Source organism: Adlercreutzia sp. ZJ176 (genome assembly GCF_011038975.1).
Taxonomy (GTDB): Bacteria; Actinomycetota; Coriobacteriia; order Coriobacteriales; family Eggerthellaceae; genus CAAEEV01.
In genome coordinates this window covers 174,590-188,112 of the sequence record NZ_JAAKEC010000001.1, presented here as the reverse complement: position 1 = coordinate 188,112, position 13,523 = coordinate 174,590, and the positions used below count along the sequence as shown (strand labels likewise).

General features: G+C 66.8%; 13 protein-coding genes. 9 read left to right on the top strand and 4 right to left on the bottom strand.

Annotated features, from left to right (window positions below):
• Positions 1–111 precede the first annotated feature (111 nt).
• Together G7Y50_RS00800 and G7Y50_RS00795 are read right to left on the bottom strand one after the other, a co-directional pair.
• Positions 112–942: a DUF364 domain-containing protein gene (locus G7Y50_RS00800; protein ID WP_165047384.1), complete on the bottom strand. Its 831-nt coding sequence runs from the start codon at positions 940–942 to the stop codon at positions 112–114.
• Positions 943–1,128: 186 nt separating this feature from the next.
• Positions 1,129–1,818: a DUF554 domain-containing protein gene (locus G7Y50_RS00795; protein WP_165047377.1), complete on the bottom strand. Its 690-nt coding sequence runs from the start codon at positions 1,816–1,818 to the stop codon at positions 1,129–1,131.
• Positions 1,819–2,093: 275 nt separating this feature from the next.
• On the opposite strand from G7Y50_RS00795, the gene G7Y50_RS00790 reads away from it, so the two are divergent.
• A complete protein-coding gene (locus tag G7Y50_RS00790) occupies positions 2,094–2,960 on the top strand; it encodes a MerR family transcriptional regulator (protein ID WP_165047373.1) in 867 nt (288 codons plus the stop codon).
• Positions 2,961–4,248: 1,288 nt separating this feature from the next.
• Here G7Y50_RS00790 and G7Y50_RS00785 read toward each other — a convergent pair.
• A complete protein-coding gene (locus tag G7Y50_RS00785; protein WP_165047367.1) occupies positions 4,249–5,985 on the bottom strand; it encodes a phospho-sugar mutase in 1,737 nt (578 codons plus the stop codon).
• A 61-nt stretch (positions 5,986–6,046) separates the two neighbouring features.
• Positions 6,047–6,580 (bottom strand): hypothetical protein, encoded by a 534-nt coding sequence (locus G7Y50_RS00780; protein ID WP_241156399.1) that lies wholly within the window; start codon positions 6,578–6,580, stop codon positions 6,047–6,049.
• Between the two features lie 83 nt (positions 6,581–6,663).
• Between G7Y50_RS00780 and G7Y50_RS00775 the strand changes: the two genes are divergently transcribed.
• The 8 genes from G7Y50_RS00775 to G7Y50_RS00740 all read left to right on the top strand — a co-directional run bounded on the left by G7Y50_RS00775 (position 6,664) and on the right by G7Y50_RS00740 (position 13,493).
• A complete protein-coding gene (locus G7Y50_RS00775; protein WP_165047361.1) occupies positions 6,664–6,918 on the top strand; it encodes a dynein gamma chain protein in 255 nt (84 codons plus the stop codon).
• A 9-nt stretch (positions 6,919–6,927) separates the two neighbouring features.
• Complete coding sequence (gene nikR, locus G7Y50_RS00770) at positions 6,928–7,350, top strand: nickel-responsive transcriptional regulator NikR (protein WP_165047355.1); 423 nt, start codon at positions 6,928–6,930, stop codon at positions 7,348–7,350.
• 34 nt (positions 7,351–7,384) lie between these two features.
• A complete protein-coding gene (gene hypE / locus G7Y50_RS00765) occupies positions 7,385–8,392 on the top strand; it encodes a hydrogenase expression/formation protein HypE (protein ID WP_165047682.1) in 1,008 nt (335 codons plus the stop codon).
• 222 nt (positions 8,393–8,614) lie between these two features.
• Positions 8,615–8,803, top strand: a complete 189-nt coding sequence (locus G7Y50_RS00760) for a 4Fe-4S binding protein (protein ID WP_206214590.1) — start codon at positions 8,615–8,617, stop codon at positions 8,801–8,803.
• A gap of 601 nt (positions 8,804–9,404) precedes the next feature.
• Positions 9,405–11,318: a molecular chaperone DnaK gene (dnaK, locus tag G7Y50_RS00755; protein WP_165047345.1), complete on the top strand. Its 1,914-nt coding sequence runs from the start codon at positions 9,405–9,407 to the stop codon at positions 11,316–11,318.
• A 5-nt stretch (positions 11,319–11,323) separates the two neighbouring features.
• Complete coding sequence (locus tag G7Y50_RS00750) at positions 11,324–12,052, top strand: nucleotide exchange factor GrpE (protein WP_165047329.1); 729 nt, start codon at positions 11,324–11,326, stop codon at positions 12,050–12,052.
• 110 nt (positions 12,053–12,162) lie between these two features.
• Complete coding sequence (locus G7Y50_RS00745; RefSeq protein ID WP_165047322.1) at positions 12,163–13,113, top strand: DnaJ C-terminal domain-containing protein; 951 nt, start codon at positions 12,163–12,165, stop codon at positions 13,111–13,113.
• Positions 13,104–13,493, top strand: a complete 390-nt coding sequence (locus tag G7Y50_RS00740; RefSeq protein ID WP_165047312.1) for a heat shock protein transcriptional repressor HspR — start codon at positions 13,104–13,106, stop codon at positions 13,491–13,493. Before G7Y50_RS00745 ends, G7Y50_RS00740 begins: the two co-directional genes overlap by 10 nt.
• Positions 13,494–13,523 lie beyond the last annotated feature (30 nt).

Below are 13,523 nucleotides of genomic sequence, written 5' to 3'. Positions count from 1 at the left end.
CGGCACGGCGCGCGCAGGCGGGCTGCGGGCGGTGTGGTGTGCTCAGATAGGTTGCGGGCGGCGCGGCGCGCCCGATCAGGCCGGTGGCTCATCGTTTAGCGCCGCATCCTCCTAGCAGCTCGGGCGGCTCACCCCTGACATGCGCAGGGCCTCCCCGAAGAACTGCCCCTTCCCCGTCTTCACGGCGAAGCGCACCTTGTCGGGGTCTTCCACCACGCTGCCAGCCAGCGTGTCGGCCCCGTACTCGAAGAGAATGGGCGACATGACGACTGAGGGGCCGGTCATGACGGTGGTGGCGCGTTGCGCGAGCTGCAGCAGCCGGGGGCAGGTCTTGTTGATGATCGTGACGCCCGTTATGAAGGCGTAGTCGGCGAGGGGCATCACGTACTCGCACGCGGGGTCGGGTGTGTCGAGGGGGCTCGTGCAGCTTCGTTCGAGCACGGTGAGCTGGGCATACTCCTCGATGCGGTCCACGTGGGGGAAGTGGCCGACCACCACGACGCGCGCATCGCCGTCGGGATGCGCCTCTTCTATGCGCGGGCGCCACGCGCCGAAGGCGTCCAGCTTGCGGACGGTGCCGTCGGGCAGCTCCACGGGGTCGTCGTAGAGGGCGCCCAGCCCGTCGATCATCTCCGGTCGCGAGTACCAGGCGTTGAGCGCGGCGACGCCGAGCGAGGCATCCTCGAAGCACCACGACTTGGCAAGCTCGGCCACTTTGCGCAGGTCGGCTTTGCGCAGGTCGTCCTTCAGGGCATACGGGGCGCCGCCCTTGCAGGAGAAGCTGACGCCCATGCCGCAGTCGGCCTCCACGTACGACCAGCGCGTTCCCAGGCAGTAGTCGCGCACGGCGATGCCTGCGGGCACGCCTTCGATAAGGCGGTCGTAGAGCTCCCACGCCGCGGCCTTTTCCAGGCGCTTCGCTCCGTCTGCTCGTTCGCTCATCGTTCCTCCTCGTGTTGAAGTTCGCCGCGTGCGGTGCGCGGCCGGTGGGTGACGGCCTAATTATACCTGTAGAGAAATAATATTTGTTGGGAAATAAGCGCGGTAGAGGAGGAATACGCGGCGCGGCGCGCGGGGGGGTGCGGCTTGCGGACGGTGCGGCGCGCGGCGCGCGCGAGCGCGCCCCCCTTACCAGCCCAACGCGCTTGCTGCGGCGCAGAAGGCGATGGGCACCACGAGGCTGGGCAGCATGTTCATGGTCTTGAGGTCCTTGATCCCCAGGATCGAGATGCCGGTGCTTGCGATGAGGAAGCCGCCCACCACGGACAGCTCGCACATCATGTCGGGCGTCACGAAGTTGCCGAGCAGCAGCGTGAGCCCGTAGATGCTGCCCTGCCACGCGAACAGCACGCCGGCTGCCAGGATCATGCCGATGCCGTACGCCGACGCGAGCACCATGCTGGTCACCAGGTCGAGCGCGGCATTGGCGAACAGGTAGGTGTGGTCGCCGTACAGCGCGCTCTGGATGGGGCCCAGGATGGACAGCGTGCCGATGCAGAACAGCAGGATGCCCGTGGAGAGGCCCCGCCCCAGCTCGCTCTTGCCCTTCGACAGGCGCTCGCTCAGGCGCTGGAAGCGCTCGTCGAGGTCGACGGCGGTGCCCGCCAGGCTTCCCAGCGCTAGGCTCACGATGAACAGGACGGGGTAGTTGCTGTTCGGCATGTTCTGCACCACGGCGTTGATGCCGATGCCGAGCGCGGCAAGGCCCATGGCTGTGAACAGGGCGTTCTGGAGCTTCTCGTCGAGCCCCTTCTTCACCACGCTGCCGACGATGCTGCCGACGGCGATGCAGCCTGCGTTGACGATGGTTCCGATCATGGCGATTCCTTTCGGGCGACGCGCCTGAGCGTGCGGGTCGCGGTGATTTGTCGTGTGCGAGACGTATTAAAAACTCTACAATAGATGTAGAGTCAAGCGGAAACTGCGAAAACGCCGAAGCGGCGGGAAGGAAGGCGCTGCAAGCTGAGGTGGCGCGCTGGCAGCGGTGGGGCGAAGCGGCGTGATGGGACGCCGAGGTGGCGCGGTGGAGCCGCGGCACAGGGGGTGCAGGAGCGCCGCGTGGGAGGACGCGGCGAGGCGAAGAAGGAGAGCGCATGGAGGGCGACCTGTTCAAGATAGGCGAGATCGCGCGGCTGTTCCACCTGAGCGTGAGCACGCTGCGGCACTACGACAAGCTGGGGCTCGTGTCGCCGGAGGTCGTCGACCCCGCGACGGGGTACCGCTACTACAGCACGCGCCAGTTCGAGCGCCTCAACACCATCCGCTACCTGCGCGAGCTCGACATCCCCCTTGAGCGCATCCAAGAGTTCATCGAGAACCGCGGGATCGAAGGCGTGCGCGCGATGCTGCTGCAGCAGAGGGACGATGTCGCGCAGCGCCAGGAGCGCCTAGGCGCGATCCAGCGCAAGATCGACAACCGCCTCGCGCAGATCGACGAGGCCGTGGGCGCGCAGATGGACGCGATTTCGCTCGAGCGGGTGCCGGCGCGCCGCATTGCGCTGCTCAAGAAGAGCTTCGCGGTGGAGAGCGCGCTTGACCTGGAGATTCACATTCGCGAACTCGAACGCAACGAGGAGAGCACCGCGATCTTCCTGGGGAAGGTGGGCATCGGGCTCTCGCAGGAGTCGCTTGAGCGCGGGCGCTTCCACCCCTACGAGCTCATTTTCATCGTGCTGGACGAAGAGGACGACTACCGCGGCGGCACGGTGCTGCTGCCCGAGGGGACGTGCCTGGTCACGCGCTTCCGCGGCTCGCACGAGGCGGCGCCGCGGCACTACGCGTGCCTTCTGGAGTTCGCGCGCGAGCGCGGCCTGGGCGTGGCGGGCTTCTCGAGGGAGGTCACCATGATCGACTTCGGCCTGACCAACGATGTCTCCGAGTTCGTTACCGAGATACAGATCCCCGTGACGCCTTGGGGTGCGGACCTGCGGAGCTCAGGTTCTCGTGACGTTGATTTCTGAGACGCAGGTGCACGTGACGGGAGTCTCTGTGACGCAGGCCTTTGAGATGCGGATCGCTGTGATGCAGGTGACGCAGGCTCCCTAGGCGCAAATTCGCACCATATAATATTTTCTCAAGATTATTCTTGACTAGAAATAATAAAGCGATTATGATGAATCGCGTAGACAAAAGGAATAAGACAAAGACACTTTCTTCTCCTCGTTTCTCTCGTGTGGAAAAAGCCGCTTCCCCCAGCGGCTTTTTCTACGTCAGGACGCATGCCGTCTCAGAGGATGTCGTGCGTGGTGGCACCGCACGGGGTGCCGCACATCGCTTCGGGGATTCAGATTCGAAAATCGGCTGCGCGTAGCTCGACTGTTTCAAGAACGAATGTTTCACGTGAAACATTCGTTTGCTCTCGCGGCCTCCGTGTTTGCTCCCGCACCCTTTCGCCTTTGCGCCAGAAGCGTGCGTCTCTTGCAATCTCTACGGTTTCGTTTGCTTGTTTCGGTAGGTTTCGGCGGGAGATTTTGGCGGGCGAGTTGGGTTGACTGCCTTGCTCTGTCTTTCTGGGGCTGTTTTGCGAAACGCGTTTCGCAAAACAGCCCTGAGGGAGCCGGGGCGGCGACAGGTTCGTTTCGGATCTCCAGGACGGCAGCGCGCGTTGCTGCGACATCTCTGGGACAACAGCGCGCGTTGTTGCGGTCTCGCTGGGGCAGCAGCACGCGTTGCTGCGGCCTCTCTGGGACAACAGCGCGCTTCGTCCTAACATCACGGGGGCAAAGACAAGGCGAGCCCGCAAGGAGGGGGATCCTGCGGGCTCACCTTGTTTGCGGCGAAGCAAGACGAGGAACGCTTCGCCGCCCAGTAAAGCAAAAGAGAGGAGGAGTTGCGATCGGTTCGGGCTCCCTCGGGCTTCACGCCCTTCGCGACGTCTCGCTCTTGGGTTTCACGCCCTTCGCGAAGTCTCGTTCTTGGGCTTTGGGCTCTTCGCGACGCCTCTTGGGCTTCACACCCTTCGCGGCGTCTCGCTCGGGCTGCTGCTCTTCGGTGCCGTTCCCTCTCGACGAAAGTTATCTTATGGCAACTTCTTCCGCAGCGCAAGGCGCAGTCGCCAAAAGTTAGCCTATACTTACAATTTCTCCACAAGGTGCTCCGCAAGTCCCCCCAGTGAGTTTCTCTGCAAATCCTTCGTTCGAAAAGGCCCCGCGAAGATCGCAGGATGCGAGTCTTCGCGGGGCCGGGAGGTCGGGAGGCCGCGGGACCAGGTCCTCGCGCAGGGGGCTTCCGCCTGCTGTACGGGCGCGCCTATGCCAGGATCGCGCGGGCAGCCTCGTCCATCTTCGCCAGCAGGTCGGCAGCCTCTTCGGGGGTGGGGCAGGCGGCGAACAGGTACGCCTTGATCTTCGGCTCGGTGCCGCTCGGGCGCACGATGAGCTTGCTGCCGCCCTCGAGCTGCATCTCGAACACGCCCGCCGCGGGGAGCGTCTGCGGCGCGTCGGCTTCGCCGTCGGCGCCCGCCGAGCCCACGTACGGCATGGCCACGCCCTGCTGGTAGTCGACGCACGCGGTCACGCGCAGCCCCGCCACCTCCTGCGGCGCGTTCGCGGAGAGTCCGCTCATGATATTCGCCATCTTCTCAGCGCCGGCGGCGCCGGGGTACTCCAGGCTGATGGTGGCGTTGCGGTGGTACCCGTGCTTGCGGTACAGCGCGTCCATGGCCTCCACCAGGTCAACGCCGCGCGCCTTCCAATCGCGCGCCATCTGGCAGATGAGCATGCTGGCGTTCACGGCGTCCTTGTCGCGCACATGCGTGCCGGAGAGGTAGCCGTAGCTCTCCTCGAAGCCGAAGATGAAGCGCTCGGGCGTGCCCGCGGCCTCAAGCAGGCCGATCTGCTCGCCGATGTACTTGAAGCCCGTGAGCGTGCGGCGCAGCTGGAAGCCGTACTCGGCGGCCAGCGCGTCGACCATGGCGGTTGACACGATGGTGGTCAGCGCCACGGCGCGCGAGAGGTCCTCGCCGCGCGCGGCGCGCATGCGGCAGACGTAGTCGAGCAGCAGGATGCCCATCTCGTTGCCGCTGATCAGGTGATACTCGCCGTCGTGCAGCGCCGCCACGCCCACGCGGTCGGCGTCGGGGTCGGTCGCCAGCAGCAGGTCGGGGCGCACGTCCTCGCACAGCGCCAGCCCGCGCTCGAGCGCCTCGCGGATCTCGGGGTTGGGGTAGGGGCAGGTGGGGAAGTTGCCGTCGGGCGCGGTCTGCTCCTCCACGAGCGTCACGTCGGTCACGCCCACGCGCTCGAGGATGCGCGTCACGCACTCGAGGCCCGTGCCGTTGAGCGGCGTGTAGACCACCTTGAAGCCGGCGTCGGCGTTCGCGCCCGGCTCCTCGAGCGACTGCGCGAACACGGCGTCGACGAAGCGGTCGAGCGTGCCCTCGTCGGCGTAGCTGGCCCAGCCTTCGGCGAGGGCCTGGTCAAACGGCATGCGCTTCACGTCGTCGAAGATGTCCACGGCGTTGATGGCCGCCTGGATGTCGTGTGCCGCCTGTGTGGCGATCTGGCAGCCGTCGGGGCCGTACGCCTTGTAGCCGTTGTAGGGCGCGGGGTTGTGGCTCGCGGTCATGCAGATGCCCGCCGCGCAGCCCAGGTCGCGCACGGCGAAGCTGAGCGCAGGGGTGGGCTCGATGCGCGGGTACAGGTGCGAGCGGATGCCGTTGGCGGCCAAGACGCCAGCCGCCACCTGCACGAACGTCTCGCCCATGTTGCGGCTGTCGCGCGCGATGGCGACGCTGGGCGCGTCGAAGCTCGCGTTGAGGTAGTTCGCCAGGCCCTGCGTGGCCTTCGCGACCGTGTAGACGTTCATGCGGTTGGGGCCTGCGCCGATGATGCCGCGCAGCCCGCCCGTCCCGAAGGCGAGGTCCTGGTAGAAGGCGTCGCGCACGGCGGTCTCGTCACCGGCTTTGAGCTGTTGGAGCTGCTCCTGCACGACGGGGTCGTCCGCCTTGGCGATCCACAGGTCGAGCAGCTGCATCATGTCTTCCATGAGGGGGTCCTTTCCGATCAAGAGCGTGCACGCCGCGGCGCTGCCGCAGGTGAAGCCCATATTATCCCAGTTTGGGCATCTTTTTCAGCAGAGCCCACGCTTTCTGCTTCTCTTCCGGGGTCTCGAGCAGGTCTTCGAAGCGGCGAAAGGCCGCCACCGTGCGGCCCATGACGCGCGTGGCGGCGTCGAGCGCGATCTCGCAGCGGTAGGCGCGTCCGAGCAGCGAGGCGGCGTCGGCGTCGGCGGCCACGATCGCCAGCGGGTCGAGCCCTTCGACCACGCTCAGGAGGTCCCGCGCGCCCAGCGCCGTGCCAGCGGGCTCGGGAGCCCCGTCGGCTGCGTCCGCGAGCCCGGGGGCCGCCGCGCCCCCGTCCGCTGCCCCGCCGACCGCCGCGACCACGTACGCGCATCCCCGCGCGCCGTACCCGAGGGCCGCCGCCGACTTCTCGAGCGCCTCTCTCGCCGCGCCGCCCAGCGCGCGCGTGCTTGCCACCAGCAGAAGCTCGTTGCCCGTCCCCTCCACGAAGTCTCCGTATACGGCGAGCGTGCCCATGGCGTTGACCTCATAAATGTTACTTCTTGCTGGAAAAGTCACACTCGCTCCTTGATGTTGCGCGCCGTCCGTATTAAGTTAGTTTAATCCAAACGGCGAAGCCGTTTCCATCAAGGGAGGTCATTATGTGCACTAACGGAGTCAACACCGGCCAGCTCGAGCTCATGATCGAGCAGATCGACGACCACATCAAGCTTGAGCGCCGCTGGACGCACAACCTGGCGCACAACGCCGAGGACGCGGGCTTCGCGACCGTGTCCGAGAAGCTCCACGCAGCCCAGGCGCTGCTCGACGACGTGCGCGCCATGCTCGACGAGGCGAAGGACGCCATCGAGGACGACGCGGAAAGCGCCGCGGGCGTGACGGTCAGCCTCGTGTAGCGGCCTGCCATGAGCAACGACCTCATGCGATTCTCGGTGGCCATGCCCGAGGACCTGCTCATGAGCTTCGATCGGCTGGTGGCGCGCCGGGGCCTGGCGAAGAACCGCAGCGAAGTAGTGCGCGACCTGGTGCGCGACGCGCTGGTCGAGGACGCGTGCGCCACGCCGGGCACGCTGGTCATGGGCACGCTCACCATCGTGTACGACCACCATTCGAACGACCTGCAGGAGAAGCTCCACACCATCCAGCACGACTACTTCGAGTACATCATCTCGACGATGCACGTGCACGTCGACCAGCACATGTGCCTCGAGGTGATCGTCATGCGCGGCGAGACGGGGCTGGTGCAGGACATCGCGAACCTGATCCTGGGCACCAAGGGCGTGCAGAACGGCCGGCTGGTCCTCACCACCACCGGCCGGCATATGTAAGGAAGGCAGCACAGTGGCAAACGACACAACCGTCATGCTGGGTCACGGCAGCGGCGGAACCATGATGAAGCGCATCATCGACGAGGTGTTCTTCGCGGCGTACGGAACCGATGAGCTTCTGCGCGGAGACGACGCGGCGGTGCTCCCGGCGCTCGAGCCGGGCGAGCGCCTGGCGTACTCCACCGACTCGTTCGTGGTCACGCCGCACTTCTTCCCCGGCGGCGACATCGGGCGGCTCGCCATCTGCGGCACGGTGAACGACGTGGCCACGAGCGGCGCGCGCCCGCTCTACCTCAGCTGCGGGTTCATCCTGGAGGAGGGCTTCCCGATGGACGACCTGCGCCGCATCTGCCAGTCGATGGCCGAGGTGGCGAAGGAGGCCGGCGTCAAGCTGGTGACGGGCGACACGAAGGTGGTCAACCGCGGGCACGGCGACGGCATCTACATCAACACGAGCGGCGTGGGCGCGCTCGCGCCGGGCTTCGAGCTCGGCGGCGCGCAGTGCCGCCCGGGCGACGCGGTGCTGGTGTCGGGCACGCTCGGCGACCACGGCATCACCATCATGAGCTGCCGCGAGGGGCTGAGCTTCTCGGCTGACATCGCCAGCGACGCCGCGCCCTTGAACCACCTGATCGCCGACGTGCTGGCGGCCGCCCCGCACACGCGCTGCTTCCGCGACCCCACGCGCGGCGGCATCGCGAGCACCCTGAACGAGCTGGCGAGCCAGGCGAACGTCGACATCACGGTGGAGGAGGAGCGCGTCCCGGTGAGAGACGCCGTGCTCGGCGCGTGCGAGATGCTCGGCTACGACGTGATGCAGGTGGCCAACGAGGGCAAGATGGTGTGCGTCGTCCCCGCTGAGGAGGCCGAATCGGCGCTCGCGGCCATGCGCGCGAACCGCTACGGGCGCGACGCGGCCATCATCGGCGAGGTGTCCGAGGCCAAGGCCGAGCGTGGCCCGAAGGTGTTCCTGCGCACCGCCTTCGGCTCGACGCGCATCCTCGACATGCTCGTGGGCGAGCAGCTTCCCCGCATCTGCTAGCTGTGCGGCCTGGCGGGAGGGGAGGGGTCCTCGGCGCTGTCCCTCCCCTCCCGTTTTCCCTTGGAGCCTGCTCTAAAGCCGTAACGCCGAATCGTTTGCTTTTTTTACCGTAGTCTGGAAAATGTCCGTTTCCACTTGCGCGGCGACCTATTAATGGTATCTTGCGCTACGAAAGTTGTGGGGAACACCCCATGGGGGCTTTCGACTGAGAAGGAGTTGCTAATGTCACACCCGGTTATTGAGGCTGATGAGTGCATCGGCTGCGGCATCTGCGTAGACGCGTGCCCGCAAGAGGTTCTCGAAGTTGTCAACGGCGTTGCTGAGGCTGTCAACGAGGACGCCTGCATCGCGTGCGGCGACTGCGTCGAGGAGTGCCCGATGGGGGCTATCTCCGAGATCGTCGAGGACTAGCACAGCTCATAGCTTGCGCAGCTCGCGCGGCTCACGCGACGAGCGCTAAGAAGCGCGCAAGCGCGGTCGAACCCCCACGTGCTGCCCGCTGCGGCAGGTACAGCGAGGCTCGGCCTCGTGTCGAAGACACAAGCTCAAGAAGAGGGCGTCCGGTCACCAGCCGGGCGCCCTCTTTATATAGGTATGCGCGCTCTGTCCGCGGGCTGCCGGGCGCGGACGCGCTGTCCGCGGGCCGCCAGGCGCACACGGGCTGCGGACCGCTCGCGGACTACGGGGCGTGTGCAAGTTGCCCGACGCTCGCGGATTGCCGCGCGCCCGCGCGTCGTGGCGCTCGCACCTGCCCCCCGATCATTTCCCGCTGTGGACGCCTTGTGGCGGCCCCGCCTCGCGCCGTCAACGCGCGCCTTCTCATCCCGTAACGGACCCCTTCCGCCCGCGTCTGCAGGGCCAATTGTGTGTAAAGTGCGCAGTGCGAGGTTATTTCACCGCAAACCATTAAGGAAACTTGACAATCAAACACTTAGATTTTATATTGACAGCATGCAATAAGAAACCGACAGGCTATCTGTGAGAAAAGCTGAAAGAAAGAGAGGAACTTGCAATGGCTAAGATTCTCGGCATCGACTTGGGCACCACGAACTCCGCCATGGCCGTCATGGAGGGCTCGGAGCCCGAAATTCTGGTGAACGCCGAAGGCGACCGCACCACCCCCTCCGTCGAGGGCTTCCGCAAGGACGGCGAGCGCGTCGTGGGCAAGGCCGCGAAGAACCAGGCCGTCACCAACCCTGAGAACACCATCTCGTCCGTGAAGCGCTTCATCGGCCGCTCCTTCGGCGAGACCTCCGAAGAGCAGAAGACCGTGAGCTACAAGGTGCAGGCCGGCAAGGACGGCCGCGCGGTCATCGACATCGACGGCAAGGACTACACCCCCGAGGAGATCTCGGCCATGGTCCTGCAGAAGCTGAAGGCCGACGCCGAGAAGCAGGTCGGCCAGCCCATCACGCAGGCCGTCATCACCGTCCCGGCCTACTTCAACGACGCCCAGCGCCAGGCCACCAAGGACGCGGGCAAGATCGCGGGCCTCGAGGTGCTGCGCATCATCAACGAGCCCACGGCCGCGGCGCTCGCCTACGGCCTCGACAAGGTTGACCACGACGAGAAGATCCTCGTGTTCGACCTCGGCGGCGGCACGTTCGACGTCTCCGTGCTCGAGCTTGGCGACGGCGTGTTCGAGGTTGCCTCAACCGCCGGCGACAACCACCTCGGCGGCGACGACTGGGACCAGCGCGTCATCGACTGGATGGCTGACAAGTTCAAGGCCGAGAACGGCATTGACCTGCGCGCCGACAAGATGGCCCTTCAGCGCCTGAAGGAGGCGGCCGAGAAGGCGAAGATGGAGCTGTCCTCCACCTCGCAGACGAGCATCAACCTGCCTTTCATCACCGCGGACGCCTCGGGCCCGAAGCACCTCGACCTCACGCTGACGCGCGCCGAGTTCGAGCGCATCACGCGCGACCTGCTGGATCGCTGCAAGAAGCCGGTTGAGCAGGCGCTGCGCGACGCGGGCCTCAAGACGGGCGAGATCGACGAGGTCATCCTCGTCGGCGGCTCCACCCGCATGCCCGCCGTGCAGGAGCTCGTGAAGACCATGACCGGCAAGAACCCGAACATGTCGGTGAACCCCGACGAGGTCGTGGCCATGGGCGCTGCCGTCCAGGGCGGCGTGCTCGCCGGCGACGTCCAGGGCATCCTGCTGCTCGACGTCACCCCGCTGTCGCTGGGCGTCGAGACCATGGGCGGCGTCATGACCAAGATGATCGAGCGCAACACCACCATCCCCACCCGCAAGACCGAGATCTTCTCCACGGCCGCTGACAACCAGCCCTCCGTCGAGGTCCACGTCCTGCAGGGCGAGCGCGAGATGGCCGCGGGCAACAAGACGCTCGGCCGCTTCCAGCTCAACGGCATCCCGGCGGCGCGCCGCGGCGTCCCGCAGATCGAGGTCACGTTCGACATCGACGCCAACGGCATCGTGAACGTGTCCGCGAAGGACCTGGGCACGGGCAAGCAGCAGCAGATCACCATCTCCGGCTCCACCGCGCTGTCTGACGACGAAGTCGACCGCATGGTGAAGGACGCCGAGTCGCATGCCGCCGAGGACGCGGCCCGCAAGGAAGAGGTCGAGATCCGCAACAACGCCGACGCGTTGGTGAACGCCACGCAGCAGACGCTCGACGAGCTGGGCGACAAGGTGCCGGCCGACGCGAAGTCGCAGGCCGAGGCCGCCATCGCCGAGGCGAAGACGGCGCTCGAGGGCACCGACGTCGAGCCGATCAAGGCTGCCACCGAGAAGCTGCAGCAGGCGGGCTACAAGCTGGCCGAGGTTGTGTACTCCACGCAGGGCGCTGACGCCGCCGCTGGCGCGGGCGCTCCGGGCGCGGGCGCGGCTGCCGCGAACGACGACACCATCGAGGCCGACTATGAGGTAGTCGACGACGACAACGAGAGGAAGTAGCTGCCATGACCACGCCCGACAAGGACAAAGTTGTGGACGCTTCCGCCGAGGACAACGCGGGCATGGGCGAGACCCCCTCGACGCCCGATGCCAACGGCGCTGGCGCGGCCGGGTCGGCTGACCCGGCCGGCCAGGCCGCCCAGGCCGACGAAGCCGGCGCCGTCGACGAGGCCGAGGCTGTCGAAGCCGAGGTGATCGACCCCGAGCTCGCCGCCGAGGCCGACGCCGCGGTGGCGGGCGTGGACGCGGAGTCCGAGATCGTCGCCCAGGCCAAGGCGGAAGTCGCCGAGTGGAAGGACAAGTACGTGCGCCTGCACGCCGAGTGGGACACGTACCGCCGTCGCACCAACGAGCAGCGCGAGGCCGAGAAGGCGCGCGCCACTGAGAAGCTGGTCACGAGCCTGCTCCCCGTGCTCGACGACTTCGAGCGCACCATCGCCTACGCCAACGACAACGGCGAGGTGGGCCTGCTCGGCGGCGTGGAGGCCGTGCACGCCAAGCTCGTCGACACGCTGGTGAAGGGCGGTGTGGAGATCATCGACCCCGCGGGCGAGGCGTTCGACGCGCTCGAGGCGCAGGCGGTCGCTACCGTCCCCGACGAGACGGTCCCCGACGAGACGGTCGCGCAGGTGTACCAGAAGGGCTACCGGATGGGCGCCAAGGTGCTCCGCCCCGCCATGGTGACGGTCACCACGGGCGGCCCGAAGCGGGAGAAGCCCTCCGAAGAGGAGTAGCGGCGACGCTGCGCTCGGGAGCGCCGAGGCATTACCGACAATGACAGCTTTCGAGGGCGGGCTTTTGGTCCGCCCTCGTTGCAGAACCAGAAGAAAGAAAGGTGGAAGGCATGGCGGCTACGCCTGACTACTACAAGACGCTCGGCGTGCCTCGCACCGCCTCGGCTGACGAGATCAAGAAGGCGTTTCGCAAGCTCGCGCGCACGCACCATCCCGACGCGGGCGGCGACGAAGCCAAGTTCAAGGAGATTAACGAGGCCTACGAGGTCTTGAGTGACGACAAGAAGCGCGCCCTGTACGACCAGTACGGCACCGCGAGTGAGAACCAGATCCCGCGCGGATGGGGCGGCGCGGCCGGCGGCCAGGGCTTCTCCGTCGAGGACATCTTCGGCGGCAGCGGCGGCCAGGGCTTCGGCGGCAGCTGGGCCGACATCCTCGAGAGCATCCGCCACGGCGAGGGCGCGTTCGGGACGAGCTGGGACTTCGGCGGCGGCCAGCAGAGGCCGCGCCGCGGGCAGGACATGAACGTCACCCTCAACGTGACCTTCGACGAGGCGTTCAAGGGCGTCGAGAAGCGCGTGACCGTGCGCATCCCCGGCAAGTCCGCCTCCGACACCATCACGGTGAAGGTCCCGGCCGGCGCGGTCGACGGCGGCCGCCTGCGCTTCAAGGGCAAGGGCGGCCTCAGCCAGAACGGCGGCGAGCCGGGCGACCTTCTCGTCACCACCAAGATCGCCGCGCACCCCTACTACCGCCGCGACAAGGCCGACGTGGTGGTGAAGCTTCCCGTCACGGTGGCCGAGGCCGCGCTCGGCGCGTCGATCGTGGTGCCCGCGCCCGACGGCGCGAAGGTGCGCGTGAAGGTCCCCGCCGGCACGCAGGACGGCACGATGCTCACCATCAGGGGCAAGGGCGCCCCCGACGTGAAGCGCAAGGGCGCGTTCGGCGACCTGAAGATCGAGGTCGAGGTGAAGGTGCCCGCGCACATGAACGAGAATCAGAAGGCGGCCATGGAGGCGTTTCTGGCCGCCACGACGGAAGACGTGAGGACATGGCAGTAAACGATCGCAACCGCCCGCTGTACATGATCAGCGTGGCCGCGGAGCTCGCGGGCGTGCACCCGCAGACCCTGCGCGCCTACGAGCAGAAGGGCCTGGTCACGCCCCAGCGCACGAGCGGCAACACGCGCATGTACTCCCAGGCCGACATCGAGCGCCTCGAGCTCATCAACGAGCTGACGAGCGAGGGCATCAACCTGGCGGGCGTCATTCGCATCCTCGATCTGCAGGGGCGCCTTGACGAGCGCGACCAGGAGCTCGACGACCTGCACAAGCGCGTGCGCCGCCTGGCCGACCGCGTGCACGAGCTGGAGACGCGCGAGAGCGTGAACAGCCTGGTGCGCGTGTCGGACCTGCCGGCCGCGCTGCGCTACCTTCCCTAACCGCGGGCGCCGCCAAGTCGGCGTCGGCGG